The sequence below is a fragment of the Rhizobium sp. BK289 genome (assembly GCF_014193575.1).
In the GTDB taxonomy this organism is placed as follows: Bacteria; Pseudomonadota; Alphaproteobacteria; order Rhizobiales; family Rhizobiaceae; genus Rhizobium; species Rhizobium tropici_C.
Window position 1 is genome coordinate 1 of record NZ_JACHZO010000018.1, and the last position, 26,183, is coordinate 26,183.

General features: G+C 59.0%; 28 protein-coding genes, 2 pseudogenes and 1 riboswitch. Of the genes and pseudogenes, 12 read left to right on the top strand and 18 right to left on the bottom strand.

What is annotated here, in order from left to right; genetic code table 11:
- The first annotated feature begins 286 nt into the window (after positions 1-286).
- From FHT84_RS26690 to FHT84_RS26700, 3 genes are all read left to right on the top strand, one after another.
- Positions 287-505, top strand: coding sequence for a hypothetical protein (locus FHT84_RS26690; RefSeq protein WP_112345365.1), 219 nt, complete (start codon positions 287-289; stop codon positions 503-505).
- Positions 498-1,085: a hypothetical protein gene (locus FHT84_RS26695; protein ID WP_183765158.1), complete on the top strand. Its 588-nt coding sequence runs from the start codon at positions 498-500 to the stop codon at positions 1,083-1,085. The genes FHT84_RS26690 and FHT84_RS26695 overlap by 8 nt, the downstream gene beginning before the upstream one ends.
- Positions 1,086-1,221: 136 nt before the next feature.
- Positions 1,222-1,425 carry a CsbD family protein gene (locus FHT84_RS26700; RefSeq protein WP_183765155.1) on the top strand — a complete coding sequence of 68 codons (204 nt, stop codon included), beginning with the start codon at positions 1,222-1,224 and terminating at the stop codon, positions 1,423-1,425.
- A gap of 198 nt (positions 1,426-1,623) precedes the next feature.
- Here the strand turns inward: FHT84_RS26700 and FHT84_RS26705 are convergent, their stop codons facing one another.
- Positions 1,624-1,905, bottom strand: coding sequence for a hypothetical protein (locus tag FHT84_RS26705; protein ID WP_183765152.1), 282 nt, complete (start codon positions 1,903-1,905; stop codon positions 1,624-1,626).
- 243 nt (positions 1,906-2,148) lie between these two features.
- On the opposite strand from FHT84_RS26705, the gene FHT84_RS31555 reads away from it, so the two are divergent.
- Positions 2,149-2,466 carry a hypothetical protein gene (locus tag FHT84_RS31555; protein WP_246781525.1) on the top strand — a complete coding sequence of 106 codons (318 nt, stop codon included), beginning with the start codon at positions 2,149-2,151 and terminating at the stop codon, positions 2,464-2,466.
- A gap of 72 nt (positions 2,467-2,538) precedes the next feature.
- Here FHT84_RS31555 and FHT84_RS26710 read toward each other — a convergent pair whose 3' ends face one another.
- Genes FHT84_RS26710 through FHT84_RS26720 form a run of 3 tightly spaced genes read right to left on the bottom strand, consistent with a single transcriptional unit; the run spans position 2,539 to position 7,983 of the window.
- Positions 2,539-5,799 (bottom strand): error-prone DNA polymerase, encoded by a 3,261-nt coding sequence (locus tag FHT84_RS26710; protein WP_183765149.1) that lies wholly within the window; start codon positions 5,797-5,799, stop codon positions 2,539-2,541.
- A complete protein-coding gene (locus tag FHT84_RS26715) occupies positions 5,796-7,310 on the bottom strand; it encodes a DNA polymerase Y family protein (RefSeq protein WP_183765147.1) in 1,515 nt (504 codons plus the stop codon). Before FHT84_RS26715 ends, FHT84_RS26710 begins: the two co-directional genes overlap by 4 nt.
- Positions 7,225-7,983 carry an ImuA family protein gene (locus tag FHT84_RS26720; protein ID WP_183765170.1) on the bottom strand — a complete coding sequence of 253 codons (759 nt, stop codon included), beginning with the start codon at positions 7,981-7,983 and terminating at the stop codon, positions 7,225-7,227. Before FHT84_RS26720 ends, FHT84_RS26715 begins: the two co-directional genes overlap by 86 nt.
- A 292-nt stretch (positions 7,984-8,275) precedes the next feature.
- Here FHT84_RS26720 and FHT84_RS26725 point away from each other — a divergent pair, with 292 nt between their 5' ends.
- From FHT84_RS26725 to FHT84_RS26740, 4 genes are all read left to right on the top strand, one after another.
- Positions 8,276-9,049: an SOS response-associated peptidase gene (locus FHT84_RS26725; RefSeq protein ID WP_183765167.1), complete on the top strand. Its 774-nt coding sequence runs from the start codon at positions 8,276-8,278 to the stop codon at positions 9,047-9,049.
- Positions 9,050-9,068: 19 nt separating this feature from the next.
- Positions 9,069-9,494 (top strand): phage prohead protein, encoded by a 426-nt coding sequence (locus FHT84_RS26730; RefSeq protein WP_183765165.1) that lies wholly within the window; start codon positions 9,069-9,071, stop codon positions 9,492-9,494.
- A 284-nt stretch (positions 9,495-9,778) separates the two neighbouring features.
- A complete protein-coding gene (locus FHT84_RS26735; protein ID WP_183765144.1) occupies positions 9,779-10,072 on the top strand; it encodes a hypothetical protein in 294 nt (97 codons plus the stop codon).
- A gap of 360 nt (positions 10,073-10,432) precedes the next feature.
- On the top strand, positions 10,433-10,996 hold the full coding sequence (locus FHT84_RS26740; protein WP_183765141.1) for a hypothetical protein: 564 nt from the start codon (positions 10,433-10,435) through the stop codon (positions 10,994-10,996).
- Positions 10,997-11,011: 15 nt separating this feature from the next.
- Here the strand turns inward: FHT84_RS26740 and FHT84_RS26745 are convergent, their stop codons facing one another.
- On the bottom strand, positions 11,012-11,881 hold the full coding sequence (locus tag FHT84_RS26745; protein ID WP_183765138.1) for a DUF4238 domain-containing protein: 870 nt from the start codon (positions 11,879-11,881) through the stop codon (positions 11,012-11,014).
- Positions 11,878-12,201, bottom strand: coding sequence for a hypothetical protein (locus FHT84_RS26750; RefSeq protein ID WP_246698646.1), 324 nt, complete (start codon positions 12,199-12,201; stop codon positions 11,878-11,880). The genes FHT84_RS26745 and FHT84_RS26750 overlap by 4 nt, the downstream gene beginning before the upstream one ends.
- Positions 12,202-12,303: 102 nt before the next feature.
- Here FHT84_RS26750 and FHT84_RS26755 point away from each other — a divergent pair.
- Positions 12,304-12,587: pseudogene (locus tag FHT84_RS26755) on the top strand (DUF736 family protein).
- Positions 12,588-12,644: 57 nt separating this feature from the next.
- Here the strand turns inward: FHT84_RS26755 and FHT84_RS26760 are convergent.
- Positions 12,645-13,232: a hypothetical protein gene (locus FHT84_RS26760; RefSeq protein WP_183765173.1), complete on the bottom strand. Its 588-nt coding sequence runs from the start codon at positions 13,230-13,232 to the stop codon at positions 12,645-12,647.
- A 139-nt stretch (positions 13,233-13,371) separates the two neighbouring features.
- Positions 13,372-13,785 (bottom strand): hypothetical protein, encoded by a 414-nt coding sequence (locus tag FHT84_RS26765; protein WP_183765136.1) that lies wholly within the window; start codon positions 13,783-13,785, stop codon positions 13,372-13,374.
- Positions 13,786-14,250: 465 nt separating this feature from the next.
- Between FHT84_RS26765 and FHT84_RS26770 the strand changes: the two are divergent.
- A pseudogene (locus FHT84_RS26770) lies at positions 14,251-14,724 on the top strand (transposase family protein); the annotation flags it as partial.
- A 443-nt stretch (positions 14,725-15,167) separates the two neighbouring features.
- On the opposite strand, the gene FHT84_RS26775 reads toward FHT84_RS26770, so the two are convergent.
- The 3 genes from FHT84_RS26775 to FHT84_RS26785 all read right to left on the bottom strand — a co-directional run bounded on the left by FHT84_RS26775 (position 15,168) and on the right by FHT84_RS26785 (position 17,201).
- A complete protein-coding gene (locus tag FHT84_RS26775; RefSeq protein ID WP_112340189.1) occupies positions 15,168-15,593 on the bottom strand; it encodes a type II toxin-antitoxin system VapC family toxin in 426 nt (141 codons plus the stop codon).
- A complete protein-coding gene (locus FHT84_RS26780) occupies positions 15,593-15,847 on the bottom strand; it encodes a type II toxin-antitoxin system Phd/YefM family antitoxin (RefSeq protein WP_112340188.1) in 255 nt (84 codons plus the stop codon). Before FHT84_RS26780 ends, FHT84_RS26775 begins: the two co-directional genes overlap by 1 nt.
- 436 nt (positions 15,848-16,283) lie before the next feature.
- On the bottom strand, positions 16,284-17,201 hold the full coding sequence (locus tag FHT84_RS26785) for a LysR family transcriptional regulator (RefSeq protein WP_112340187.1): 918 nt from the start codon (positions 17,199-17,201) through the stop codon (positions 16,284-16,286).
- Positions 17,202-17,326: 125 nt separating this feature from the next.
- Between FHT84_RS26785 and FHT84_RS26790 the strand changes: the two genes are divergently transcribed.
- Both FHT84_RS26790 and FHT84_RS26795 read left to right on the top strand, forming a co-directional pair.
- Positions 17,327-17,863 carry a hypothetical protein gene (locus tag FHT84_RS26790; protein ID WP_112340186.1) on the top strand — a complete coding sequence of 179 codons (537 nt, stop codon included), beginning with the start codon at positions 17,327-17,329 and terminating at the stop codon, positions 17,861-17,863.
- A gap of 11 nt (positions 17,864-17,874) precedes the next feature.
- A complete protein-coding gene (locus tag FHT84_RS26795) occupies positions 17,875-18,858 on the top strand; it encodes an NAD(P)H-quinone oxidoreductase (protein ID WP_183765130.1) in 984 nt (327 codons plus the stop codon).
- A gap of 332 nt (positions 18,859-19,190) precedes the next feature.
- On the opposite strand, the gene ribB is transcribed toward FHT84_RS26795, so the two are convergent.
- The 7 genes from ribB to FHT84_RS26830 form a co-directional block, all read right to left on the bottom strand.
- The gene (ribB, locus tag FHT84_RS26800) at positions 19,191-19,817 is read right to left on the bottom strand and encodes a 3,4-dihydroxy-2-butanone-4-phosphate synthase (RefSeq protein WP_112343067.1); all 627 of its coding nucleotides are present in this window, start codon (positions 19,815-19,817) and stop codon (positions 19,191-19,193) included.
- A gap of 112 nt (positions 19,818-19,929) precedes the next feature.
- A riboswitch (FMN riboswitch) is annotated at positions 19,930-20,076 on the bottom strand.
- A 100-nt stretch (positions 20,077-20,176) separates the two neighbouring features.
- The gene (locus FHT84_RS26805) at positions 20,177-20,959 is read right to left on the bottom strand and encodes a glucose 1-dehydrogenase (RefSeq protein ID WP_112342945.1); all 783 of its coding nucleotides are present in this window, start codon (positions 20,957-20,959) and stop codon (positions 20,177-20,179) included.
- A 77-nt stretch (positions 20,960-21,036) separates the two neighbouring features.
- Entirely contained in the window at positions 21,037-21,774 is a 738-nt protein-coding gene (gene tpiA / locus FHT84_RS26810; RefSeq protein WP_169646326.1) for a triose-phosphate isomerase, read from the bottom strand.
- Positions 21,775-21,778: 4 nt separating this feature from the next.
- Positions 21,779-22,567, bottom strand: coding sequence for an SDR family oxidoreductase (locus FHT84_RS26815; RefSeq protein WP_112342946.1), 789 nt, complete (start codon positions 22,565-22,567; stop codon positions 21,779-21,781).
- Between the two features lie 20 nt (positions 22,568-22,587).
- Positions 22,588-24,066 carry a sugar ABC transporter ATP-binding protein gene (locus tag FHT84_RS26820; RefSeq protein WP_183765127.1) on the bottom strand — a complete coding sequence of 493 codons (1,479 nt, stop codon included), beginning with the start codon at positions 24,064-24,066 and terminating at the stop codon, positions 22,588-22,590.
- Positions 24,067-24,094: 28 nt separating this feature from the next.
- Complete coding sequence (locus FHT84_RS26825; protein ID WP_183765124.1) at positions 24,095-25,024, bottom strand: sugar ABC transporter substrate-binding protein; 930 nt, start codon at positions 25,022-25,024, stop codon at positions 24,095-24,097.
- 115 nt (positions 25,025-25,139) lie between these two features.
- On the bottom strand, positions 25,140-26,120 hold the full coding sequence (locus tag FHT84_RS26830; RefSeq protein ID WP_112342949.1) for an ABC transporter permease: 981 nt from the start codon (positions 26,118-26,120) through the stop codon (positions 25,140-25,142).
- Positions 26,121-26,183 lie beyond the last annotated feature (63 nt).

A 26,183-nucleotide genomic window follows, 5' to 3' on the forward strand; every position in this document is an offset into this window, starting at 1 on the left:
CATACTTGCTGACAAACCGCTCGGTCATTGCCGTTTTCCTCCTCCAACCTATCGACAATCCCGTATGCGGATAGAAATAATTTCGGTCATATTCCGCTGCAAGCTTTTGGACTCGCGCCACCAGGCTGTTCGCTTTCGACCGGACAGGACGTGCTCTTGACTCCATTTAAAATGAGAACATAATAGGAACAAATTGCCGGAGCGAAAACCGGCCGCGCAATTTTCATATCGACAAATCAGCAGTTTGGCACCCTATGTTTTTGGGGTGCAGGAGACGTATTGCCTCATGACAACCGCATCAGCTCAAACAGATGAACCGCAATCCGATCAGGTCGCTTCCGTTCTCGAGCTCTTCGAAGGCAATGCTTGTGCTGCAATGGGCGCTCTGCTCGCCGAACTGCAATTCGTTCGAGGACAGCTGGCACTTTGCGAGGCCGGAATGAGCGTTGGCTTTACGCGCGGCTGGGTTCCTAGTTTCGAAATCGGAGGAGATAGCAATGTTTGAATATTCAAGAGATCCACGGCCGAGAGACGGTGTTCTCACTATCGCTCAGGACGAAGCGCAGGCGCTTTATGACTTCGTCGGCTACTTGGGCCGGCATGCCTTCGATACGTTCAGAGACGATGTGCCTGGCTTCCGTGGCAAGTCGCCTGACATGCTTCGCCATCTCGGCAGGATGCGCGACCTCTTGGAAAACGTCATGGACTACCCGACCTTGGACGAGGAGCTTTGCTGGGATGAGCCGCAGCCGCTCGCGACAGACGAGGTTCATGGCTTGCTACTGACGGAGGTCGGAAATCGGTCGGGCATCCGCTTTCTCGAGATCGCGGTTTACTGGAATGACGAACACCGAAGTTTCGGGACGCTTCAGCTTGCCGTTGATGACGAGGCCGGCGAAACTTGCGGTCTGTTCGAGGTCGAGGATCTCGCCGACGAGCAGGTCAATTGCGGTCCGGGCTGGTCGCAATCCGGTGCCGATCTCGGCGAAACAATCCGCATCTTCATCAATGCTTTTCCGATGCAGCAGTTGGAAGCGCGCAACGAAGATTGCATCAACGAAATGCTCGCATCGAAAGTCGCCTGATTGTTCGCCAAAGACGACGTAGATACATGCGACATCGATCCGGAAGATACGACGTGCTGCAGTGACCGTCGCTTGGAACTGAACAATTCGCATCTTTGAGCATTGATCCTTGGTAACCCGAAAAGGAGAAATTGCCATGGATTGGAATCGCGTCGAAGGCAACTGGAAGCAGGTTAAGGGCAAGATCAAGGAACAGTGGGGTAAACTTACTGACGATGATCTTGATCAAATCGCCGGCAAGCGAGATCAGCTCGAAGGCAAGATCAAGGAGCGGTACGGCCTTGCGAAGGACCGCGCCAAATCCGACGTTGACGATTGGTATGGCCGTCAGACCTGGTAAGAAGTCGAACGCACCGGTCTGGTATGGCCTCGGATAAAGCCCTTTAGAGAAAATTTCGAAAAGTCTTTGCCAGCTGGCGATGCGATCGCATCTGCCTGACCCGAATGTCCTTCGCACGATAGATCCGTTGCGTGATCTCACGGCCCTGCCTCGGATCCCGAGGCAGGGCTATTGCTGCTGGGCAATGGGCCGTTCACTTCAGCACATCGGCTCATTCTCGGACAAGACGTCGTCACCGTGCATGCCTTGCTCAGGCGACAATTCGATTTCATCGAATGCGTGCCGACGCAAAAGCGTGAAAATTGCTTCGTTTATGTCTCGTCCGTCGAGGAGATTGGGATTGTCGCACAACACATCAATCGTCCGCTGAGCGGCACGCCTTGCTGCGATGTCGGATGTGGCAAATTTGCGCGCCCAAAGTATCAAAGCTTCGCGAAAACCGGGATCGTTTGGAATATATACGAATTTCCGAAAGGGCATAATGCCATCCGTCCGTGTCGCAGGCGGGAGCACGTATAAGCCCTCAGTCGGCACTGCCTACTTACTCGGTTGGTGACGATGCTTCATCTTACGCTGTAAGAATGGGGAGTCCACCCCTTTCCTATGAGCGAGCAGAGATCTAAGGCCTAAGTCCTTCCACGGCTGGGGCTTTGGTCCGTATCCACCAGCAGTGCTCGTGGCAGCTTAGCGCGCCGGAGCGGTATGTAATTGGAATGGAAAGCCATGAAAAGAATTGCAATCGCAGCGCTGGCGCTCGCCGCGACCTTGGCGGCGTCGTCGGCATTCTCTCAGGTCTATTTTGAATATGGAGTTGGGCCTCGCTACGACTACGATGCGCCGCCACGCTTTTATCGCGATCGGCCGGCCTACGCAGATGATGGATACTATGACGCCCGCGCTCCAGGTATCATCGACGGTGTTGGACGGAGAGGCACTACGGTTAACGCCATCATCATCGGGTCGTCGTGCGCGAAACGGTTTGCGAGTAGTCGGTGCGAAGAACATAGCCCTTGGTCCGCCCATGGCCATCGCCCAATGTGAATGGCGGCATTCACAAACCTGATGGCCTTTCGCTCCCGTCAGTCATCGAGTCCAAGTCGACCGCAGCCCCTCCTACTGAAAGTTCCTACTCTTCACCTTCAACCTCTCAATAAGCCGATCCGGCTCATAAATCTCCCGTGCCTTCATTATCGCCCGCTCCCGCGAATCCGGGCTGCCGGGCGTCCCATGCGCGAACTCGTCGCCGCGACCAGTCGGCAGCCTGAAGGCCTCATCGCGATCGGCAAGGCCGGAGAGATCGGATGTCAGATCGAACAGCTGCTGGGCGACGAGATGGACCACCTCCCCTTCCCGCTGAATGCGGCCGTTGATCGCCATCATCGAGGATCCGAGGACGATGCGCCGGCGGCGCTCGAAGAGGCTGGGCCAGACAACGACATTGGCGGGGCCTGTCTCATCCTCGACGGTGAGGAACATGACGCCCTTGGCTGAACCCGGCTTCTGGCGCACCAGCACGAGACCAGCCGTCATCAGCCAGCGGCCGTCCCGGGCGGACATCGCCTCCTGGCAGGTGACGATATCGCGGGCGGTGAGATCCCGGCGCAGGAAGGCGAGCGGATGCTGACGGAGGGTGAGCCCGGTGTGGCTATAGTCCTGGATGACATTATGCCCCTCCGTCATCTGGCGAAGCTGGACTTCCGGCTCCTGCTGCTCGGCGATCGTCCTTTGCTCGCGCTCGGCGGCCGCGGCAAAGAGCGGCAGGGGCTCGTCGCGCAGCGCCTTGATCGCCCAGAGCGCATCACGGCGCTGCAAATTGAGTGAGGGCAGAAACGCGTCCGCCTCGGCAAGCTCAACGAGGGATGCGGCCGCCACGCCTGATCGCCGCCAGAGATCATCGACACTGTCGAATGGGTGGTCGGCGCGGGCGGCGATGATGCGGGCCGCATCGACCTGAGCAAGACCATGGACCATGCGCATACCGAGGCGAACGGCATGGCGGTCGCTGCCCTCGACCGGTTCCAGCGTGCAGTCCCAGCGCGAGCGATTGATGCAGACCGGCCGGACCTCGACACCATGCTGGCGGGCATCGCCAACGATCTGCGCCGGCGCATAAAAGCCCATGGGCTGCGAGTTCAGAAGGGCCGCGCAGAAGGCGTCGGGATAGTGGCGTTTCACGTAGGATGAGGCATAGGCGATCAGGGCGAAGCTCGCGGCATGGCTCTCCGGGAAGCCGTATGAGCCAAAGCCTTCGAGCTGCGAGAAGGTCTTTTCGGCGAATTCCGGCGTATAACCGTTCCTGACCATGCCGGAGACGAGCTTGTCCTTGAACTTCGACACGCCGCCGGTGAACTTGAAGGTCGCCATCGATTTGCGCAGCTGATCGGCCTCGCCGCCGGTAAAGCCAGCACAGACCATCGCCACCTTCATGGCGCTCTCCTGGAAGAGCGGCACGCCCAGCGTCTTGCCGAGAACGGCCTCGAGCTCCGGTGTCGGATAGTCGACCTTTTCCTTGCCTTCGCGCCGACGCAGATAGGGATGCACCATGTCGCCCTGGATCGGGCCGGGCCGGACGATCGCGACCTGGATGACGAGATCATAGAAGGTGCGCGGCTTCATGCGCGGCAGCATCGACATCTGCGCCCGGCTTTCGATCTGGAAGGTGCCGAGCGTATCGGCCTTGCGGATCATCGCATAGGTCGCCGGATCCTCCTGAGGGATTTGAGCCAGATCGAGATCCAGATGCTTGTGGTCGTGGATCAAGGCAAAAGCCTTCGACATGCAGGTGAGCATGCCGAGCGCCAGCACATCGACCGTCATGAACTTCAGCGCCTCGACATCATCCTTGTCCCATTCGATCACCTGCCGATCGACCATGGATGCCGGCTCGATCGGCACGAGATCGTCGAGCCTATCGTGGGTTAGCACGAAGCCGCCGGGATGCTGGCCGAGATGGCGCGGAGCGCCTATCAGCTGCTGTGCCAGTTTTAGGGTCAGAGCCAGCCTGCGATCGTCTGGATTGAGGTTGAGCTCACGCAGGCTACGTTCGGTCACCAACTCCTCAGACCACGACCACATGCCCGACGACAGCGACTTGATGACATCCTCCGGCAGGCCGAGCGCCTTGCCGACGTCGCGGATCGCGCCCTTGGCGCGGTAGCGCGTGACGGTCGCGCAAAGAGCCGCCTTGTCATGGCCATAGGTCTTGTAGATCCACTGGATTACCTCCTCGCGCCGCTCATGCTCGAAGTCGACGTCGATATCCGGCGGCTCGTCGCGCTCCTGGGAGACGAAGCGCTCGAAGAGCAGATTGTTGGTCTCGGGATCGATCGAGGTAATACCGAGGATATAGCAGACGGCGGAATTGGCCGCCGATCCCCGCCCCTGGCACAGAATGCCCTGGGCGCGGGCATAGCGGACGATCGAAAACACTGTCAGGAAATAGGGGGCGTAGTTCATGATGCGGATGAGATCGAGCTCATGCCGGACCACTTTTAACACCGAAGGCGGCAAGCCCTCGGGATAGCGGTTCGGAATGCACTCCCAGACATAATGCTCGAGAGATTCTTGGGCATTCTTGCCAGGAACGATCGCCTCCTCCGGATATTGATATGTGAGCTCGTCCAGCGAGAACGTGCAGCGCTCGATGATCTCGAGCGTGCGGGCGAGCGCTTCGGGATAGCGCGGAAAGAGTCGCTCCATCTCCTCCGGCGGCTTGAGAAAACGGTCTGCGTGCCTCTCCCTCTCGAAGCCCACTTCATCGATCGTGGTGTTGTTGCGGATGCAGCTGACGATATCCTGCAGCTGCCGGCGCGACGGCTCATGGAAGAGGACGTCATTGGTGACAACCGTCTTCACCTTGTAGCGCGCCGCAAGGTTGGACAACTCGTGCAGCCGCAGCTGATCATTGGGCCGCCGGCGCAGGCAGAGCGACAGATAGGCGCGATCGCCAAAGATCTTGGCAAGCTTCCGAAGCTGAAGGGCACAGGTCTCGTCGGCAAGATCGGGCACGAGAATGCCGATCAGGCCCTCGGCATAAAGAGCGACGTCGTCGAGATGCAGGATGCAGTTGCCCTTGCCGCCTCTGCCCTTGCCAAGCGTCAGCAGCCGGGTCAGGCGGGAATAGGCGACGCGATCGGTGGGATAGACCAGGATCGACATGCCGTCGGCAAGATCGAGACGGCAGCCGACGACGAGGCGCACGTCAGTCGCCCGCGACGCCTCCAATGCCCGGACGATACCGGCGAGCGAATTGCGGTCGACGATCCCAAGCGCGCTGATGCCCAAATCCTTGGCCGTCCGGAACAGCTCGTCGGCCGACGACCCGCCGCGCAGGAAGGAAAAATGAGTGGTGACCTGCAGCTCGGCGTAGCTCATGCGAAGATCCCGTGGCAAAACCAGCGATGCGAACCGGTGGCCGCATCGACACCATCACCGGAGCGGAAGATCCAAAGACGTTCGCCACTCTCGTCCTCCACCACGAAATAATCCCTCACCGCGTCGAATTCGGAACTCCTGGTCCACCACTCCCCGAAGATGCGCTCTGGACCATCGGCGCGTTTGACCCGCCGGCGTTTGCCGCGCCAGGTGACGGAGACAGGCGGATGATCCGGCAACAGCGCGATGACGTCGATTGCTTCCGGCCGCGCCAGCAGCCGCACGGGACGCGGCCAGTGATGCACCCAGGTTTCCGTGATGTCTTCGGCTGCCGCCGAGATCCGCCGGACGCTGCGTTCGGGGACGTCGGAGGCCACCGGCGCGACGCGATAGACGCGCTGGCCGCGATTGCCGAAGGTATCGATCAACGGCGTGATGTCCTGATCGTTCTCATTGATGAGCGCTGACCGCTGCTGCTCGCCAAGCGGTTCGGTCATGACGGCGACGAGTGTCAGCTTCTCGATGCCAAAACCTGGCTCGATCTTTTCCGTTCGATCGCGAAACAGTTTGGTCAGCCATGCGATGTCGCGGGCCGGTTTCGCCGTGCCGGCGCGGATCGCCTGCCTGCTGCCATCGACCTTTTCGACAATCAGATCTGTGCGACGGACACCGAGCCCGTTGCGCTGTAATTCCGCCACCAGCCTGACGATGAGGCGGCCGACATATTTGTCGATGGTCTCGGCCGCACCGATTGGTTCGGCAAAGGCCCTGACGACCTCGATCCATTCCGGCGCCCGGATGGGATCGATCGGCTCAGCGACACGGCCGAACATCTGGTCGAGGCGCCTTCCGATCTCTGGACCGAAGCGCAGCGCCAGCGGTGCGCGCGGTGTTGCCGCCAACTCGCCAATGGTCTTGAAGCCGAGGGTGCGAAGGCTGGCGACGATCTCCGGCGATAGCCGCAGCTGCGAGATCGGCAGGTGTTCGACGGCGCGGGCGGCCTCTCCAGGCGGGATGATGACAGCCTCGCGGCGGGTGGCGCGGGCACAGGCATGGGCCGCACCCCACGTGTCGGCGATCGCCGCGTGGACGGTGAGCCCCCGCGCCCGGAAGCGGTTGACGATCCCGGTCAGCATCGCAAGCTCGCCGCCCCGCAGATGATCAGCGCCTTCCGTATCCATGACGATGCCATCCGTGCCGTCAACGGCGACGATCGGAGAATATTGCGAGAGGGACCAGAGCGCGATGCGTTCGAGCGCTTCCGCATCGGCTGAGGGATCCGCATCGACGAACTGCAAACCATGCACCATCGCCTGTGCCTTGGCGGCCGGCATGCCCACACGAATGCCGGCTTCCCTGGCCTTTGCATCGGCCGCGGATATCCAACGTTTGGAGCCGCTGCTGGCGATCAGCACCAGCGCCCTGTCAGGCGATAATTCTGCTTTCTGATCCATGCGCCTGATCCGCTCGATCGGCAGGTCCGGCAGATAGATGGATACGACCCGTGGCATCGCACGCTCCCACGATAAACTCAGCGCACTCACCCGCCTTCACTCTGATCAGCTCCAGCAGCCATCGCGGCCGCCCAAGGCCCGGAACCGGCAATTCCTCCGATGGCAAGACGCTTACCCGCCACCGCGTCGTCGACGCCGTCGGCTGCCCGAAATCCGATGCTTCCACCTGCCGGCGCCAGCGCCGGACCACCAGGCCCATCGTCCCTGTCTTTTCCGCCGCGAGCTGCAGGCGGCGCGACGCCACCATCGGCAGCCGGACGATCTCACCGACGACGGCGCCAAGCCCACCAAAGGCCAAAGCCTCTTCCATCGAGGCGAGAACGTCTTCCTCGCCGTCGGCTTCGACAAAAATGACCCGATCCGGGTGCAGGCCTGCCTGCGCCAGCGCCGGAAAGAACAGGTCCGGCCGTGTCAGGCACCAGACGATCTTTCCCCTGGTCCGGGCCACAATGCCGGCGGCAAACAGAGCAGCCGCAGCACCATCGACGACGCCTGTTCCGCCGCCTGCGAACTCATGCACGGCGCCATAGGCAAGACCGCCACCCGGCAATACGGCGTCGATCTCCGGCACGCCGAAGGCGAGGCAGCCGCGTCTCCTGTCCGCGTTTCCTTCCAGTAACGCGATGCGGTCCTTCAGATCGGATATCACCCGGTTCCGGGCAGCAGTCATCATTCACGGGTCCTTGCGAGGTCGCGTTAGCATCGACGTGATGTCGGTCAAGTGTATTTGTTCACTAAATGTTCCAACTCGATTCGCGAGTCAAGCAACCCGAAATAGGAATATTATCCCTCTATTTTAGTCGACTTTAAGATTCCTGTTGGGAATCATGGACATGACTTCGACAGGACGCTGGCGAAGCTTGGGAGAAATTTTCGGCGCCAATCCGCCAACAGCTGCCAGTTGGCGTTCCGGCGGTTCGTCGGCTACCATGTCGGCCGGCTTCAAGGGAGGTGGAGCGTCGATGTGCAACTTGTACCGCATGGAAGACAAGGACTGGGTGAACAAGTGGGCTCAGGACGCCGAGAGCCTGATCAACCTGATGCCGGCCTACCAGATGAACCCGGACCAGATGGGGCCGATCGTCCGCAACACCGCTGATGGAGGCAAGCAGCTCGTCCATGCCCGCTGGGGTCTTCCATCACCACCTTTCGCCCTCGTAAAGGCGGCCGAAGCCAAGGCTGAAAAGCTTCGGGTAAAGGGCAAGGAATTCGACTTCGACCAACTGCTGCGTGAGCAGGTCGACCGTGGCGTCACCAATGTCCGCAATCTCAAGCTTCCGCACTGGAAGCGCTGGTTTGGTGTCGAGAACCGCTGTCTCGTTCCCGTCACCAGCTTTGCCGAGCCGGATCCTGCAAGCCAGGAGGCGGGCGGCAATGTGCCGAATGCCTGGTTCGCGCGCGATGAGAGCAAGCCGCTGATGTTTTTCGCCGGCATTCATGTTCCGCAGTGGACATCGGTGCGCAAGGTCAGGGATGGGATGACGACTGACGATCTCTATGGGTTCCTGACCACTGACGCGAACGATCTCGTCAAGCCGATCCACGGCAAGGCCATGCCGGTGCTGTTGCTGACCAGGGAAGAGACCGATGTCTGGATGAGGGCGCCGTGGGAGGAGGCCAAGGATCTTGCGCGGCCATTGCCGGACGGTGCGTTGATCGTCACGGCCCGCGAGCCCTACGGATCGACCATCGTCACCGTGGAAGGCGAGTTGGTCAGTCCGTCAGCTGTGCCATAGCGCTGCCGGAGTGCTGAGAATGTTCGTCATTAGAGAGCTTCTTAATCGAGGCGAAATCCTCGAGTGGGCGGTCATGGAGGGGTTTCAGGAGATCGTTCAGGCCGACACTCTGCATGTCACGGTCAGGAAGTTCACCGACCTGAACCTCTGCCAACAACTGGTGCCTTCCGCCAAAGGTTTGACGGTCCGTGCGAGCCGACGAAGAATTCTCCTGAACTTCGGCGGCGTTGTCGTGCTGGCCTTTGCCTGCGGCAAGCTTTCGCGCCGTCACGCTGAGTTTCGCAGAGCCGGAATGACATGGTTTTATCGAGACTACGCCCCTCATGTTTCGTTTGCGCTCGACGACCTGGATCTACGCGACATCCGGCCGTTTTACGGCGGTCTCCATTTCGGACCGGAGGTCGTCAAGCCAGATCCGCTCCTCAATTCATTGCCGAACTGCTGAATAATGTTCCTGGAGCAACTGTCCAGCACGCCGGAAGGATAACAGGCCCTCCATGAGGCGAAGACGATCGCCCAGGCGCTTGGGCCGGCGGTTGCCGATAAGCTCCACCGGATCGAGGGGCTGTCGCTCGTTAACCGATTGAGCGCACAGGGTAGAGCTATCGCGTCAATATGAGTTGAAGCGGACCCTGAACAAGGGGCTGGGATTGGGGATGTAGTTTGCTAGCAAGTGGGTGTCCCGCATTAAAGCACCAAACCATTTAGCTCGGCGATCCCGACCCTTTTGTGGGCGAGGAGGAGTCTGCTATTGCGCCGTTTGCTGAGCTTCACGCTCACGCCAAGCGTAATGCTGAAAGTCGCCGTCAGGCCGAGAAAATCCGTGCGCTTGTGAGTTTGATTGATGAGTTGTCCGGCGAAATGGGTTCGTCAGACTTCCGCCTGGCAGTTCGCCAGCATGGCTACGACTTCGACCAGACCGCATTCGATTCGCTACCCCAAGGCGTCCGTGACATCATCGTAAAGTCGCCCGAATGGAAGGAGCTGAACGGCCAGCATCGCCCGCGTCACCGCCTGCTATGACGGACGGCCCGTTTGACGACGAGATTTCCTTCTAGCGATGGCGGACACTATCGACGAAAGCCGTGCTTCCCATAAGGTGCGGCTTTCCGCTTTGCGGGATGGATGGATCTCCGCCGAAAATGCGCGGGTAGAAGCTTATCGCGCATTTATGGACGCCAACAAGAACTCGCCACTTCGGATTGAACTTGACGCGCGACCAGAAAGGAACACGCCGCGCTGGAGTGCTATAGGAAAGAGCTTTGCGCAGCCGCCCCTCCTATTACAAAAATTTAATCTATGCTTTTTCTAATTTAAACAAAAATCGTCACCACATGAAATTCATCCGCCGGGGAGTCCCGCGTAAACGCCTGGGAGGCAAATATGTCTGCGAAGGTTAGACGGGCTGCAATAGTGGCTTCGGCATGCGTCATCAGTCTTGCATTTGCTCAACAATCTGATGCTGGAGGTATGTTTGGCAATGTTATTCACGGCGCTGGCAAAATTGCCGGACAGGCAGTGAAAGACGCTGGTAACGGCCTTAAGGCTGTTGGCAAGGTGGTGCACGTGACGAACAATGGGGGCAGCGGTTGGCATAATGGTATGCGCGATGACACCATCGACGACGGCCAATGCTCAATACCTCAGGAACATACAGGGGGTGACGAAATGCTTAAACCTCTTGCGCAAGGGATTGCCGTATCGTCCACCGCTCTTTTGACTCCCGCAAAAGATTTGAAACCCGATGAAAACGTGGGAAAACCAACAATTGAAAAGGGAGATCCCAATGCACATGAAACAGTTTCCAGCACGAAGCAATGCACCGGCATGGATTGCCCTTCAGCTGTTGACGTCCCTTGGGGAGACTTGCCATTCGCTCACGAGATAGACAATCCTGACAGATGGCATCCTGCTGAATCTCAGGAAACATCCGAACCCATCGATTAATGCACTTCGGCCGCCCTAAGATGCCCTGAGAAAGGAAGGGGAATCCCTTTTGCCCATCCGTCGCCTGATCTCGGACATCTGACTATCATCTACTCCGTAGACGAACTTCTTTGCCTGCCCTATGGCCGCATCGTTTGCGCCTCGAACCAGTTTACCGAGCGGGACAGCTTCCACCTCACTGAGATATTGCTGGGTGGTACAAGCGATAAACAGTTTTGTCGGGCTGATCGGAATGGCAAAATGTCCGTCATACCGCCCAAGCCCGTTGGTCATCATCACAGGCCGGTCGGATGTGACAAGTTTTCGAGCCATTCGGCCCGTGTCGATCACCCGCCAGTACATGTTTCGGATCAGTCGCAGAACATTGCGGTGTTCGACGAGACGCGCCAATGTCAGGACCGCAGATCTTTCCGCATGTGTCGGATCGTGCCGATTAATCCACTCCTCGAACCGTTCCGGATCATCCTCGCGCCGATACTCCTCATATCTTCGTTGGATTTCGGCATCTGGTGCCAGCAACATCTCACGAAATTGCCGCTTGAACTTCGCCACTTCTTCGGGATTCCGGAACACCAGGGACACAAGGAAACGCGCCCATGAATGGCGCAAGTTGGCATTCGTGGGGATTTCTCCTGCCAACAACAGGTCCCTGGCCTTTACGGCTGAATCATCCACGAAGCTCATGAAGAACCGCTCGACGTTCTGCTTGGTTTCCTCCGTCACACCCGGCAGCGTATACAGATTGATGGCGTATCCCGTCTGCTTGGTAAAGATGCGCTTGGTCGAAATCTGGTTATGATGACCCCGCTTGAACTCCTGAAGCCGTTTGTCATGGTCACTCAGCCACGGCCGAAGATAGAATTGTGGAATATAGTGATGTTTCAAGCAGACTCACTTTCCGGGTGCAGCCCGGCCTTTATACCACTTGTTCCAGTTGGTACCCTTCCCCTTCGCGGATCAAACCACTCTCCACCAAATTCTTGCATGAAGGCCTGCGCGTCTCCTCGGCTTGAAAAGCAATGCACCAGATAATGCTTATCCTCATAGAACACGGGGTGTCCGCGCTTGCAGCGGGACGAGCCTTTGCAGAATTCCTCGTGAATATAGAAGTTCGTATAGCCGCAGAGGTCAGCCAGCAAGGCGACCTGATAGGGCCATCCACGGTCTACGGCAGCGGGAGATAGTTCGCCCTTACGTCCGGTCATACGCTGTATGCTCACTAAATGTTCTGATGGGTCAACTGGAGCCACCTCGTTACGCCGAAAAGCAGATTTTACGCGTTGTGCGATCATTATTATGGCAAGGTAATACACGTTTTTGGCTTCACCGGCTCCATTCGCACCCGCCCTCAACGTCAAGGCTCGCATCGCCCGGGTCGAGAATCCTTCCGACAAGGGCCTGCAGTTCCGCCTCTATGCCGGTAGCGTCGAGCTGGGCGCCGCCTGACAGAAGACCTCCGGTGAGGGCCGCGAGTATCTCTCGGTCAAGCTCGACGATCCGAGCTTCCCGGCCCCGATCTATGCAACGCTCGCCGAGGTGGACGGCGAAGACGGTCTCCAGCTCATGGTCCCGCTCGAACCGGATTGATTGACATCACGAGGCTCCGCCAGCGGCGGGGCCTTTCCCGCTGTCGGATGGCGGTCCGCGATCAATGCACGTCGAACCTGGCGAGCATCTTGCGCAACTGCGCGTTCTGTTCGACGAGCTTCGTTGCAAGCTGACGCCGCAACGTAGCGACCTCCGCATCGAGGTCGGCCATTTCATCCGCGAACGATCTTGGACCGGCAGCGACGGCGGGAGCCTCCTCTAAAGCCGTACCGATCGAGTCCACCGGCTCCACGATCGACGCAACCTTCTTCCGCCGCGTGGGCGCTCCCTTAGTCGTTCCCTTGACAGCCTCGGCTCCCGCGGAAGCAGTTGATGTTTTATCGGCGCGCTGTGCGGTAGTGAGGCTTGCGGGTTCGTCGTCACCGACTGCGACTACAGGAGCTTCTGCCGCAATTGATGCCGCTGTTCCGGCTTCAGTCATAGCGGTATCAGGTTCGGGTCGGCTTGCCTCGACCTGCGCCTCGGAGCCGTCGACTGCCGTCGCGCCGATGCCAGATTGTCCCTCTTCGGGGACAGGCTTGTATTCGAGAGCAATGGTCTTCGCTTCGACTGTTGGGCTCTCGTCACGACTGTGTGGTTTCGGTTTACGCGACACCAGGTCAGCTACAAATCTCCATGGTGTTCTCATCACATGTAACCTTCAAAGCATGGCGGCAGACATTGCCACGGTCATTCATTGTCACCGGGACCTATTGATCCCGACCAATCAGACGAAAGATCGGCGACGCCATCGCATGGAAATACGTGGCGCCGCTCCAAACCAGAAATCAGGCCTTGCCGAGCCGCTTGCGCAGATCTGCATTTTCGGCGCGCAGCTTTTCGGAGAGCTCCTTACGAAGCTGCTTGTTCTCTTCCTCAAGCTTGATGAGGTCGGCGACATCGTCAATGACGTCGGCAGCGGTAGAGACCGGAGCGGGAGCAGCAGCCTTAACGCGGCGCGCGCGAGCGGCTGCCACCTTCGGTGCGGCAACCGCCTTCTCGGCCTTGACCGGAGCCACTTTGGAGCCACGCTTTGCGCGCGTCTTCTTGGCCGGCTTTTCAACGGGTGCAGCAGTAGCATCGACGGTAGTGGCTTCGGCAGCGACTTTCGGCTTCCGTGGCTTGCGTGTCTTCTTCTCAGCGGGGGCTGCGACCGGCTGTTCTGTCATCGCAGTGGTCTCAATCGTGGTTTCATCGGCCATCAGTGTTCTCCTCTGTCAGGCGGGCAAGCATTTGATTCGTCGTGACTTAAAGTCAATGCGGAGAACCGTGTTTTCGCGTACATTTCGTGCTTGCAGCGCCGCCATGTGCGAATTCCGTTCGTTGCCTGACAATGGTCCGATCCATGCCCGCTCGGTGAGGTATGACTGACCGAGGAGCGGCTGTGCATCGATCGGCTTTCCGTTACGGCAAAGTCTCTTGTTCTTAGCCTTGTCGGCTGAGCCGCCGTTACTCTCCGACGAAAAAAGTCAGCCAGGTGATTTGCCAAACACCGCCCCTGCTTCGACGGTAGGACAGAATTTTTTTTGGGGTCTTCCTCACTTTGTGTGGTTAACAAATCGTTGGCATTCGCGCCGCTAAGGCCGGGCATGCGAACGAAATCGAAATGGTCGCCCGGTGCGGGCATTAAGGTGCAAAGCGTCGTGTCTGACGGCGGGGGTGATTGGATCGTGTCTGCTTGCGGACCATCGTCGGGCATATGCCCTGATTGCGGACATCGGAGCGCAAGTCGGCACGGCTGGTGGTACCGCAGTCTCCAAGACCTGCCGATCCAGGGCAACGACGTGACAGTAAAGCTCCAGTTAAGCCGCTTGCGTTGCAGATATCGGCAGTGCAAGCGGCAAACATTCACGGATCAGATCCCGGCGATTGCCTCGCCTTACGCAGGTAGGACAAGGAGGGTCGCCGAATTAGTCGGCCTGCTGGGTCATAGCACCGGTGGACGGCCCGGAGAGCACTTGATGAGACGGCTTGGGATGCCGATCAGCGACGACGCCATTCTTCGGCACGTGAAGCGAAATGCTTCACGGCTCGATGAAGAACCCTCGGCACGGATCATCGGTATCGATGACTGGAGTTGGCGAAAATCGAGGCGCTACGGCACGATCATCGTTGATCTCGAACGCCGGTGGATCATGGATAGATATCGCCGGCGCCGGTCCTCAAATTGCAGTAGCCAAACTCACGTATGTTCGACATGGAATGTTGGGTCAACAAGCTAAGTACGCAAAGATCTGGTTGATGTTTTCGATGCGGCACGAGAAATCGAGGGACTCTGCCGCTTCAAAATCGGAACGTCGCCCTTATCAAGGCCGTTGTTTCGGTCAGCAATGGCCAGATACTAGAACCATTAAGAACGGCGCTCTTGAAAGGATCAGAACCGCACATCATGCTATTTGGATCGGCTCAACGTCAGCCTTAAGATGCAAGGTAGATCAATAATTTAGCGTCCCGTCGATACCAGTTTTTCTGGCACCGCCGACGTAAACGCTTCCATTCTCATCTACCTTGACTTTGATCCGCCCATTTCGGCCAATGCAACGCCCTTGGGCCGCGACATACTCCTTGTCTGGAATCTCAACTGTTACGCGGGCATATCCCACGGATTCATGAGCATCACCCCCATGCCATCGAAATCCTTAACGTTTCGCGTAACCAGTATCATGCGCCGGGTGAAGGCTACCGCAGCAATGTAGGCGTCATTGATCGGCTTGGGATCGGGAACATGCCATTTCGCTGCCTGAACGGCCGACGCCTCGTCCAGCGGCAGGATGCGGCCGGAAAATGCCGTGAGGACGATATTTTCCAGCCAGCCGCGCAGCACCTTGCCTGCGACTGCGTCATTATGTTCGACCAGCCGGACGCCAATCTCTAGCTCGTGCAGAACCACGGATGAAATAAAGCATTCGGCCGGATCGACTGTTTCGTTCCAGACCACGACATTGGGGTCGGCCTTGCCGCTCGCGACCTTGCGGAGCTCGGACACGACGTTGGTATCGAGCAACAGCATCAGGACAGGTCAACCGGCCTGGCATATTCAGTACGCTGCGGGAGCGGCAAATCAACGTCATCCCCACCTGGCGCGGCCAGCATATCACCGAGAGTCCGCATTTTGCCGGTAAGCCGCTTGTACTCATCGAACGACAAGAGGACGTGCGCGGGGCGTCCCCTGTCAGTGATGATCACAGGTCCTTCCTGTGCGGCCCGCTTCGCGCGCCCAAGATCCTGATTGAGTTCACGGCCTGAAAGCATGGTGACGGTCATGGTAAGCTCCAAAGTTCGTGATCTCGATATTTGTGGTTACGTAACTACATTTAATTCACGGAAGCCGGAAACGCAAGGGGAGCGGTGCAACGGCTCGTCTCTCAGAGTTTTGGGGCCACCGTTTTGATTATCACCGGGGTAAGATTTGAGAGGTTCAGGGACGGCAACGCCCACAAGTGCGGAAAGCCTTCGAAGCCACTGTCGTCGGGACGGCAGGCTTTGAAATCATGTCGACCCGAGCTTAGTGACTGAAATAAAGGCGCAGAGCAGTCGTCCCGCACTTGGCTGTAGGGCCACTTTTCAAAGATCCACCCACAGTTAACAAAATCGGGTCCGTTAATGTGAAGGGATACGAACTTTCAGTGCAACAGAAAAAGCGAGCTCGACCCGCGTTTGAAACTACGAACTTTTGAGGGGCTTGGGTTTGCAAACAGCGTCATGACCAGATGGGCGGTGATCCGATAAAGGCCTTGAGCCTCTCCGTGAACACTCGAACCTTCGCCGAGGGCTCATGGAGCGCGCGCAGGAGGTGGATGCCCGGAGGCTTGCCGTTCCACGCCTCGTCGTCCAGCGGAATGCGGATCAGTTCGCCTGCCTTGATCGATGGTCCTGACACCCAAGCCGGAAGAAGGGCGATCCCCATTCCAGCGATCGCTGCACTGTTCAATGCCTCGAAGTCGTCCGAGCGGAAGGCGACGCAGTCGCAGACCTTAACGCTGGCTGGGCTGCCCAGCAGATCCGACCAGCCCAGCAGATCATTGCCGTGAAGCTTGTCGAGCAGTCTGTGCCTTCCCAGGTCTTCTGATGACTGTGGCATCCCCAAGCGCTCGAGATAGACCGGGCTTGCGGCCAAGACCCGCGTTAGAGGCGCGATCTTTGTGGCGATCAGCGAGCTGTCTTGAAGCTCCCCCATGCGGATGACCAGATCGAGTCTTTCGGCCACGGGATCCGCGAGGCGCTCTGTCAGATCGAGTTCCACCCTAAGAGCTGGATATTCGAACATCAACGGACCCAGGATCGGAATGACGTATCGTTTGCCGAACGTCGGGAAACAGGCAATCCGCAGGGTGCCACCGACAGCACCGTCGAACGCGGCAACTTCGGCATGAGTGTCGGCCAGGTCATCGAGCAGACGCTGGGCACGGTCATAGAGATGCCGGCCGGCATCGGTCATGGAAAGGGCCCGGGTGGAACGAACCAGCAGTGGAACGCCAAGATCCTGCTCGAGTGCATCGATCTGTCGAACAATCGCCGAAGGGGTTACCGCACGCCGACGGGACGCAGCTGAAAAGCTCCCGGAGCGAACAACCTCGACATACACGGCCAGATGTTCGGCAAAGCGTGGATCTCTCATCTTTGCCTACAGCGCAAAACGGTTTCGAGCATTGAGGTCGTTATCACCAAAGAACATCCGGAGCACATTCCTTCTCGTCAACAGGGCGCTTGTCTAGCCCATCACTCAACAGAAGGAAGTCCCCCATGGTCAAGGTTCTCGACACAATTCTCTCGCAGTCGGCATATTCGGCCGAGATCGATGTCCCCTTCGAAAAGATCGATATCGCCGATTGGCTCTTCACGCTGCCGGAAGCCGAATATCTGCGCTGCTGCGCGCCGGATCATATCGCAGCCGGCATCACGTGGACGGATGATGGGCGCCGCATGTCGATCAACGTCGAACAGATCGGCTCCGGGCTGGTCGTCCAGCACTATGTCGCCGAGGTTGCCGAGGCTGCCTATTGCCGCATGAACTCCATCTCGGATGTGTTCACAGCGAACGGCCGCACGCAGGTCAACGTAGTCTGGGAACTGATCGCCGAGAAGATCGACGAAAACCGGACGCGTTACACCAATCGGGTGACCGCGCATCCGACGGATGCCTTCATGACCTTTTTGGAAGAGCACGGCGTCACTTACGAGGACGCGGCCGCCGCCCGGCAGGCGGCCGGTGGCGATCACAATCGACGCGAAACGCCGTTCTTCGCCGCAAGCATCGCACGCCGTGCTCTCGCCAGGTAAGGAAAAGACCAATGAAGGCGATCATCTTCGACGACTTTGGTGGGCCGGATGTGCTCCGGCTTGCCGAGGTTCCCTATCCCGAGCTCCGGTCGACCGACATCCTCGTGAAGGTCATGGCATCTGGCGTCAATCGGGCTGACCTCCTTCAGCGCGAAGGCCATTACGGCTCGCGCGCCTTTGGAGACAGCCCTATCCTCGGCCTCGAGGTCGCCGGAGAGGTCATCGCTGTCGGCAAAGCCGTCTCGAAGTTTTCCGTCGGCGACCGTGTAATGTCGATCGTTGGCGGCGGAGCCTATGCGGAAGTTGCCAGAGCAGACAGTGGCCTGTCCATCCACATACCAGGTGCTATGTCCTATGTAGAAGCGGCGGCTGTCATGGAGAGCTTCGTTACCGCCTACGAAGCTCTGTGCCATCTCGGCCAGATACGACTACAGGAGAGCGTGCTCGTCCATGCCGCCGCCGGTGGGATCGGATCTGCAGTGGTCCAGCTTGCAGTGGCGATGGGAGCCAGAGTGTTCGCAACCGCCTCCGACAGCAATATCGACAAGGTTCGTTCTCTTGGCGCCGAGGCTGTGTGGGATTACCACCGGCAGGATTTCGAGGCGGAGATCATCGATGCGACTGGATCCTGCGGCGCCGATGTAGTCATCGACTTCGTTGGCGGAAGCTATCTCGCCCGGAATATCCGCAGCCTTGCTGAAGGCGGGCGCCTTGTGCAGGTCGGGCTGCTGGGCCGGGACGACAACGCGATCATTCCGCTCGACACAGTGCTCTACAAGCACCTGAGGGTGATCGGGACGGTTATGAAGTCGCGCGCCATTGAGGAAAAGCGCGCCATGGTTCGGCGTTTTGCGGAGAACACGCTACCGATGTTCGGTGACGGACAGCTTCGACCACTCGTCGGGGAAGTCTTTCCACTTGATAGAGCCGCAGATGCCCATCGTCGCATGGAAGCAGGTGGTGGGTTTGGGAAGGTAGTTCTTGAGGCGGGATGAACGGCGGGGAAGGGGTGAGCTCTTAATAAGGAATCGAACCGATGTTTTCGTGTCGCATCCCATTGCAGCGCGACAACAAAGATGAGACGCGGATCTCAGCCAGATTGTCGCTCTACATCCCATATTCTCAATGGCTTAGGCATCCAATCCGGCATAGTCGGATTTATGGAACCGGCGTGCACCTTGGACTCGGTTGAAGGATCGGAGCCCGCTGTAAACCTCCAGGAATATGACGATTGAAGCACATTATACCTGGGCATCGCGGTCTTTCAGATTCGTTCCCTGCGCTTTGGCGATGGGCGCTCAGCCTGCTGGCGGAACGCCCCGACAGATCAGGCCGCTTTCTCAGGCATGTTCGCCAATCGATAGGCGATCAGGTCCTCGATGGTGATCAAGTGAAGATGGTGACGTTCGGCAAAGATCTCGAGTTCCGGAAGTCGGGCCATCGTGCCGTCGTCGTTCGCTACTTCGCAGATGACGCCGGCCGGCGAAAGGCCTGCAATCCGAGCCAAATCCACGGCTGCTTCCGTGTGCCCCGGACGCGACAAGACGCCATTTGGATGGGCGCGAAGAGGGAAAATATGACCAGGACGGGCAAATTCCTCCGGGCGTACACCATCCCTGACGAGAGCTTGGACGGTTGCTGCTCTGTCAGCGGCGGATATTCCGGTGGTCGTTCCGGGGATGTAGTCGACCGAAACGGTGAAGGCGGTCTTGAGGACTTCGGTGTTGCGCGGCACCATCAACGGAATGTCGAGTTCGTCGAGCCTCTCACCCTCCATCGGAACGCAGATGAGACCGCGGGCATGGTTCATCATGAAGGCGATCGCCTGCGGTGTGACCGCTTCCGCAGCAATCACCAGATCGCCTTCGTTTTCGCGGTCGCGATCATCCACAACTACGATGATCTCGCCCCGCGCAATCGCAGCGATCGCATCTTCAATTTTCGAAATTGCCATTTTCCTGCCTTTCAAGGGTTGCCGTTCGAAACGGCGTGCATGGCCGGTCAAAGCCACCATTTTCCCTTGGGCGAACAAGCATGTGAACGCCGCCACGACGCGGCGTCTCCTGCGTTGCTCTCTTCCATCCGGACTATACCGTCGGCTCCGGCATCTCACCGGATCTGCTGACCCTTCCGAGGGCTCGGAAGGCGCTCGCGGGCTCGAGGAAACTCCCCATACCGCCGGTGGGGAATTACACCCCGCCCTGAGAACAATTGAAAGATAAGGGATCAATGCCTCATTCCGCAAGAGGCTTTGATCGCCAAATCGTCGAGAATCCGATCCGCCCAATGAACGCACCGTTCCTCATTGTCGAACTACGACATGATCAAGCCGCCATCGACATTGATCGTCTGGCCGGTGATATAGGCCGCATCGTCGCTGGCAAGGAAAGTGACGAGACCGGCGACGTCCTCTCCAGATCCGGCCCGTTTCATCGGAATGCCCTCGACCCATTCCTTCATGAGTTCGCCGGGGCCGTAATTGCCCAAGAGCTTGCCCCAAGCCTGGTCGTTATAGGCCCACATGTCGGTTTCGATGATGCCGGGGCAAAAGGCGTTCACGGTAATGCCGTCTGTCGCGACCTCCTTTGCAAGGCTCTGGGTGATGCCGACCACGCCCATCTTCGATGCCGCGTAATGCGGTGTGTAGATGAAGCCGTCCCGCGCCTGGCCGGAAGCGGTATTGATGATGCGGCCGCCGCGGCCATGTTTGCGCATGCGGGCAATCGCCTCCTGGGCGCAGAGGAAGACGCCCTTGGTGTTGACCGCCATGACCTTGTCCCATTCGCCCTCGGTCATGTCCTCGATGCGGGCAATGGTGATGACGCCGGCATTCTGGATGGAAACATCGACGGCGCCGAAGGCTGTCTCGGCCGCCTCGTAGAGACCCTTCACACTGGCCTTGTCGGTCACGTCACCGACGAAGGAAATCGCCTTTCCGCCGTCAGCCCTGATCGCATCGGCGACCGTATGGACGGAATCCTCATTGGCCGAGACTACGAGATTGGCGCCCTCGCGCGCGAACCGTCTGGCGATCGCGGCCCCGATGCCGCGGCTTGCGCCGGTGATGACGACAGTCTTGTTTTCGAAGCGTTGCATTCTCTATTCCTTTCGCGATGACAGCCACGCCAGGCGCCGGCTCAAGGGGCCGATCGCCCTGCCTGTTGCTGGCGATTTCAAGCGGCCGCCGTAATAATCCCGGCAAACTCCGATGCCTTCAGCGACGCGCCTCCGACGAGAGCGCCATCGACGTTGGAAACGCCGAAGATCGCCTTTACATTCGACGCCTTGACCGAGCCGCCATAGAGGATTCTGACACCCTGCCCATTTTCTCCCAGCCGCTTTTCAAGTGCCTGGCGGATAGACGAATGTATCTCCTCGATCTGTTCCAGGGTCGGAACCAGTCCTGTTCCGATCGCCCATGCTGGCTCATACGCGATTGTCGTGTTCGAACTGGTTGCAGTGTTGGGAATTGATGCTTCTAGCTGGGCACGAACCACTTCGATCGCCCTGCCCTCGTCCCGTTCTTCTCGCGTCTCGCCGACGCAAATGATGCTTACCAGCCCCGCCCCATGGACGGCGGCGGCCTTGGCCGCAACTGCGGCATCCGTCTCCCTATAAGCCGAGCGCCGTTCGGAATGTCCCAGAATTACGAAACGAGCACCGATTTCGGCGAGCATCTCGGCGGAAACATCTCCGGTATAGGCGCCTGAGGTCCGCGCGTGGCAATCCTGTGCCCCAATGGCAATCCCTGATCCTCTCACCCGTTCGGCTGCTTTCTCGACCAGCGTGAGAGGCGGGCAGACGACGATGTCACATGCCGCCTCGCCCGTAATTCCCTTCAGCGCCTCGATCTCAGCTAGGGAGGAAGCGAGACCGTTCATTTTCCAGTTGCCGGCAATCAGTTTCTTCATCACATCACCAGCAGCAGAAGCCACCATCGACGAGGAGATCGACGCCCGTTACGAAGCTCGCGGCATTCGAAAGCAGGAAGACGGCGGGGCCGACCATCTCATCGACCGTTGCCATGCGCTGCATCGGCGTCTGCTCTTCGAAAAGTTTGGTCTGGTGAACCATTTCCGGACGCGTGTTCATCGGCGTCGCCGTATATCCCGGCGAGATGGTGTTGACGCGGATGCCGCGACCGACCCACTCCATCGCCAGCGACTTCGACATGTGGATCACACCGGCTTTTGAGGCGTTGTAATGGGCCTGGCTCAGGCCGCGATTGACAATGACGCCGGACATGGAGGCAATATTGACGATCGATCCGCGTCCATTTTTCAGCATGGCGCGCGCTTCTGCCTGGCAGGACAGGAAGACGCCCTTCAGGTTGATGTCCATCAGCGTCTGGTATTGGTCCTCTTCCATCTCCTCCGCAGGGTTGGCGTTGGCGATACCGGCGGCGTTGACGGCAAGCGTCAAGGCGCCAAGCTCCGCCTCTGTGCGGGCAATCGCATCCGCAAGAGAAGATTTGCTGGTGACATCAGCCGCGATCTGGATGGAATGGCGACCGGCCGCTTCGATATGCGAAGCCGTGTTCGCTAGACCATCGTCGGATCGACGGTCCAGAAGCGCGACGTTGGCGCCGCACTGCGCAAGGCCGATTGCGATGCGCTGCCCAATCCCGCTTCCAGCGCCGGTCACAAGCGCGACCTGTCCACTAAGATCGAAAAGCTTCGGGGCATTCAGAGTGATGTCGGACACCGCTCTTCCTTTCTGTTTGTCTAGATTGTCGCGAGTTCCATGACAGAGACGTCATTGGCCTCGTCGCGGTTCAAGATACCTGCCTGCTTGCCCTGGGCGAGCACGAGAATGCGGTTTGATACACCGAGAACCTCTTCGAGATCGGAGCTGACGACGATGACGGCCACCCCCTGCTTTGCGAGGTTGACGATGATGTCGTAGATGCTGGCGCGCGCGCCGACATCGATGCCTCGGGTCGGCTCATCGAGGACGACAACTTTGGGATCGCGCATCAGCCACTTTGCGATAACGACCTTCTGCTGGTTGCCGCCTGACAGGTCCGAGGCATATTGCTCGGCCCGACCTTTGACGCCGAACTTCGCCACAGCCTTCTCGGCGAAAGCACGCTTGATGCGTGATGTGATCCAACGCCCACCGAGCTTGTCGAGATTGGCATAGATGATGTTCTCGCTGATGCGATGGCCGACGACGAGGCCCTGCTCCTTACGATCCTCGGGCACCATGACGATGCCCTTGGCGATCGCATCCGCCGGATCGCGAAGCTTGAGCTCTTCGCCCTCCAGTTTGATCGAACCGGCGCTGATCGTGTCCGCACCGGAAATGGCCCGAACAAGCTCCGTACGACCGGCACCCACAAGACCGGCGATGCCGAGGATCTCGCCGGCGCGAACATCGAACGTTACGTTTCGGAAGGAGTCATCAGGCGAGCTCAGTCCTCTGACCTGCAGAACAGGGCGATCCGTCGGTTCGGGAAGAGCCGGGAACATCCGGTCCAGCGAACGGCCGACCATGCTTTCGACGATCGTGCGAACGGGTGTGGCACTGTCGGCGAACTCCTGGACGCGCTCGCCATCGCGCAGGACGACGATGCGATCGGTGATCTGCTTGATCTCCTCCATGCGATGGGAGATGTAGATGATACCGACACCTTCCGAGCGGAGCTTCCTCACCTGCTCGAACAAGGCCTCGGTCTCCGCCCCGCCAAGTGCAGCGGTTGGTTCATCGAGGATCAGCAACTTGGCATTGAGCGCCAGCGCCTTGGCGATTTCGATGAGCTGCTGATTGGCCGTCGACAGGCCCGCGACCTTGCGCGTCGCTGGAATATGCAGGTTCAGGCGAGCAAGTTGTTCCTGCGCACGCCGAACCATCTGGGGGCGATCGACAGCCCCGTTCTTCATCGGCCATCGACCGATGAAGACATTTTCGGCGATCGAAAGATGCGGCAGGAGCTGCAGTTCCTGATGGATCAGGACGAGGCCCTTGTCGATCGCCTCGCGTGGAGTGGCTGGGGCATAGGGCTGCCCCAGCCATGTCATTGTTCCCTCCGAGGGTGCGCGCGAGCCGGCGATAATGCCCGACAAGGTCGACTTGCCGGCCCCGTTTTCGCCGAGAAGCGCGACCACCTCACCTGGATAGATATCAAGGCTGACATTCTTCAGCACCTGAAGCGGTCCATAGCGCTTGGATATGCCTCTCAGGGAAAGAACGGGCTCGGTCACGGCGCACCTCCTCAAGATTTCAGGACCATTACGGATGGTTGGCGATGAAGCCGGCCACGTTTTCCTTGGTCGTCAGCGTCGCGTCCATCAATTGCACCGCAGGCACCTTCTCGCCGGCGACGAGCTTGACGGCATTGGCGACCGCATCGCGGCCCATCTTCTGCGTCTGCTGGGTCGCAGTGACGTCGAAGACACCCTTGCTGACCGCTTCCAGAGCTGCCGTATCGCCATCGAAGCCGCCAACGACGATCTTCTGGGACGGGTTTGCGACCTTGATCGCCTGTGCGGCGCCAAGTGCAAGTGCATCGGCCTGAGCAAACACGATCGATACATCCGGATTTGCCTGCAGCATGTTCTGCATGATCTGGAAGCCCTCGTCCTGGGCCCACATGTTGGAATATTGCTCGGCAACCACCTTCACGCCGGGATTTGCCTTTAGCGATTCAGCGCAACCCTTGCTGCGGTCGACCTCAGGCGTCGTGCCCTTCTGACCGTGAATGATCACCATCTTGCCCTTACCGCCGGCCTGCTTGAGGATGTAGTCGCAAACGGCCTTGGCCGACGCGACGGAATCCGTTGCAAGGAAGGTGTCGCCAGGCGCGCCGTCGGCATTGCGGTCGACGTTGACGACGGGAATACCGGCATTCTTAGCGAGCTTTACGGGAATACTCGCCGCCGCAGCACCAGCCGGAATGTAGATCAGGGCATCGATATTCTGGGTGAGCAGATCCTGAATCTGGTTGATCTGCGTCGGACCATCCCCCTTGGCATCCACCGTTACGACCTGAATGCCACGCTTCTTGGCTTCATCCTCGACGGACTGCTTGATTTGGTTGAAGAAGTTTGCCTGCAGGTTTGCGACGGCAAGGCCGATCTTCTTGGTGTCTTTTGCCTGAACAGAACCCAACGACATCGCCAGCACGGCGGCCGAGGCCAGAAGAATGCGCGCAAGTTTCATTTCATTTCCTCCTTTTTTGTGAACCCTTGGGCATATCCTCCCCCTCGGGCAAATGATCCGCTCCAAACCTCTCGGAGAGGAAATCGCTGGGATCCGCCGAACGCGGACCCGAATGTCAGGCCCGTCGCCTGCGGATCGTCTCGGCACCGACCGCAAGCACGATGACGATGCCGATGATAACCTGCTGCAGGAATGGCGAGACGTTGAGCAGATTGAGGCCATTGCGCAGGACACCGATGATCAGGACGCCGATCAGCGTGCCGCCGATACCGCCCGATCCACCGGAAAGCGAAGTGCCGCCAATCACGACAGCCGCAATCGTATCGAGCTCATATCCAAAGCCGCTGGACGGCTGAACGGAGTCGAGACGAGCCGCCAGCACGATGCCGGCCAGACCGGCAAGGACTGCGCTTGCGACATAGACCGCAATCGTCACGAGCTGAACATTGATGCCGGCAAGACGAGCCACTTCCGGATTGCCGCCCACGGCATAAAGCATGCGACCTTCCGAGCGGAAGTGAAGGAACACCCAGGCCACGGCGACGACCGCCAGCATCAGGAAGACCGTTGCCGTCAGCACGCCGAAATGGCGATCGATCGCGAGCATCATGAACCAGTCGGGAAATCCGACGATCTGCTGCCCGTCCGTAATCATGTTCGCGACGCCGCGCGCGGCTGACATCATCGCCAATGTCGCGATAAAAGCCGGGACCCTGAAGAGGGTGACGAGAAATCCGACGATCAGCCCGCTGACCGCGGAGGCGACGAGCGCGACGGCAATCCCTGCGACAAGCGGCAGGCCGGCGATATTTGCCGTCCAGCCCATGACCATCATGGACAGCGCAAGAACCGAACCGACGGAAAGGTCGATGCCGCCGATCAGGATGACGAAGGTCATGCCGACGGCCATGATCCCAAGCACAGTGATCTGATCGAGAATGTTGAGGCCGTTGCGGAGCGAAAGAAACGCATCGGTGCTGAGGCTCAAGAAAACGCAAAGAGCGAGCAATCCGACAAGCGGTCCGGTAGCGCCGGTGAGCTTTTTCAGCCATGTCACGGACGGACGCTTTTCTTCGCTGACGTTGATCGCCACCATCATTCCTCCCAGAGACCTGAGGCTAGCGGCCATGCCTGGCGGCTAGGTTTTCAAACTAGAATA

What these genes read in the sequence shown, in the direction of transcription:
- FHT84_RS26780 (WP_112340188.1), bottom strand. Translation starts at nt 15,847, where the DNA reads ATGACCGTCACCATGCTTTCAGGCCGTGAACTCAATCAGGATCTTGGG.
- ribB (WP_112343067.1), bottom strand. Translation starts at nt 19,817, where the DNA reads ATGGCAATTTCGAAAATTGAAGATGCGATCGCTGCGATTGCGCGGGGC.
- FHT84_RS26830 (WP_112342949.1), bottom strand. Translation starts at nt 26,120, where the DNA reads ATGGTGGCGATCAACGTCAGCGAAGAAAAGCGTCCGTCCGTGACATGG.
- FHT84_RS26775 (WP_112340189.1), bottom strand. Translation starts at nt 15,593, where the DNA reads ATGCTGTTGCTCGATACCAACGTCGTGTCCGAGCTCCGCAAGGTCGCG.
- FHT84_RS26805 (WP_112342945.1), bottom strand. Translation starts at nt 20,959, where the DNA reads ATGCAACGCTTCGAAAACAAGACTGTCGTCATCACCGGCGCAAGCCGC.
- FHT84_RS26720 (WP_183765170.1), bottom strand. Translation starts at nt 7,983, where the DNA reads ATGACTGCTGCCCGGAACCGGGTGATATCCGATCTGAAGGACCGCATC.
- FHT84_RS26730 (WP_183765165.1), top strand. Translation starts at nt 9,069, where the DNA reads ATGTTCGTCATTAGAGAGCTTCTTAATCGAGGCGAAATCCTCGAGTGG.
- FHT84_RS26795 (WP_183765130.1), top strand. Translation starts at nt 17,875, where the DNA reads ATGAAGGCGATCATCTTCGACGACTTTGGTGGGCCGGATGTGCTCCGG.
- FHT84_RS26710 (WP_183765149.1), bottom strand. Translation starts at nt 5,799, where the DNA reads ATGAGCTACGCCGAGCTGCAGGTCACCACTCATTTTTCCTTCCTGCGC.
- FHT84_RS26785 (WP_112340187.1), bottom strand. Translation starts at nt 17,201, where the DNA reads ATGAGAGATCCACGCTTTGCCGAACATCTGGCCGTGTATGTCGAGGTT.
- FHT84_RS26700 (WP_183765155.1), top strand. Translation starts at nt 1,222, where the DNA reads ATGGATTGGAATCGCGTCGAAGGCAACTGGAAGCAGGTTAAGGGCAAG.
- FHT84_RS26825 (WP_183765124.1), bottom strand. Translation starts at nt 25,024, where the DNA reads ATGAAACTTGCGCGCATTCTTCTGGCCTCGGCCGCCGTGCTGGCGATG.
- tpiA (WP_169646326.1), bottom strand. Translation starts at nt 21,774, where the DNA reads ATGAAGAAACTGATTGCCGGCAACTGGAAAATGAACGGTCTCGCTTCC.
- FHT84_RS26705 (WP_183765152.1), bottom strand. Translation starts at nt 1,905, where the DNA reads ATGCCCTTTCGGAAATTCGTATATATTCCAAACGATCCCGGTTTTCGC.
- FHT84_RS26715 (WP_183765147.1), bottom strand. Translation starts at nt 7,310, where the DNA reads ATGCCACGGGTCGTATCCATCTATCTGCCGGACCTGCCGATCGAGCGG.
- FHT84_RS26750 (WP_246698646.1), bottom strand. Translation starts at nt 12,201, where the DNA reads ATGACCGGACGTAAGGGCGAACTATCTCCCGCTGCCGTAGACCGTGGA.
- FHT84_RS26740 (WP_183765141.1), top strand. Translation starts at nt 10,433, where the DNA reads ATGTCTGCGAAGGTTAGACGGGCTGCAATAGTGGCTTCGGCATGCGTC.
- FHT84_RS26790 (WP_112340186.1), top strand. Translation starts at nt 17,327, where the DNA reads ATGGTCAAGGTTCTCGACACAATTCTCTCGCAGTCGGCATATTCGGCC.
- FHT84_RS26725 (WP_183765167.1), top strand. Translation starts at nt 8,276, where the DNA reads ATGTGCAACTTGTACCGCATGGAAGACAAGGACTGGGTGAACAAGTGG.
- FHT84_RS26695 (WP_183765158.1), top strand. Translation starts at nt 498, where the DNA reads ATGTTTGAATATTCAAGAGATCCACGGCCGAGAGACGGTGTTCTCACT.
- FHT84_RS26690 (WP_112345365.1), top strand. Translation starts at nt 287, where the DNA reads ATGACAACCGCATCAGCTCAAACAGATGAACCGCAATCCGATCAGGTC.
- FHT84_RS31555 (WP_246781525.1), top strand. Translation starts at nt 2,149, where the DNA reads ATGAAAAGAATTGCAATCGCAGCGCTGGCGCTCGCCGCGACCTTGGCG.
- FHT84_RS26760 (WP_183765173.1), bottom strand. Translation starts at nt 13,232, where the DNA reads ATGAGAACACCATGGAGATTTGTAGCTGACCTGGTGTCGCGTAAACCG.
- FHT84_RS26765 (WP_183765136.1), bottom strand. Translation starts at nt 13,785, where the DNA reads ATGGCCGATGAAACCACGATTGAGACCACTGCGATGACAGAACAGCCG.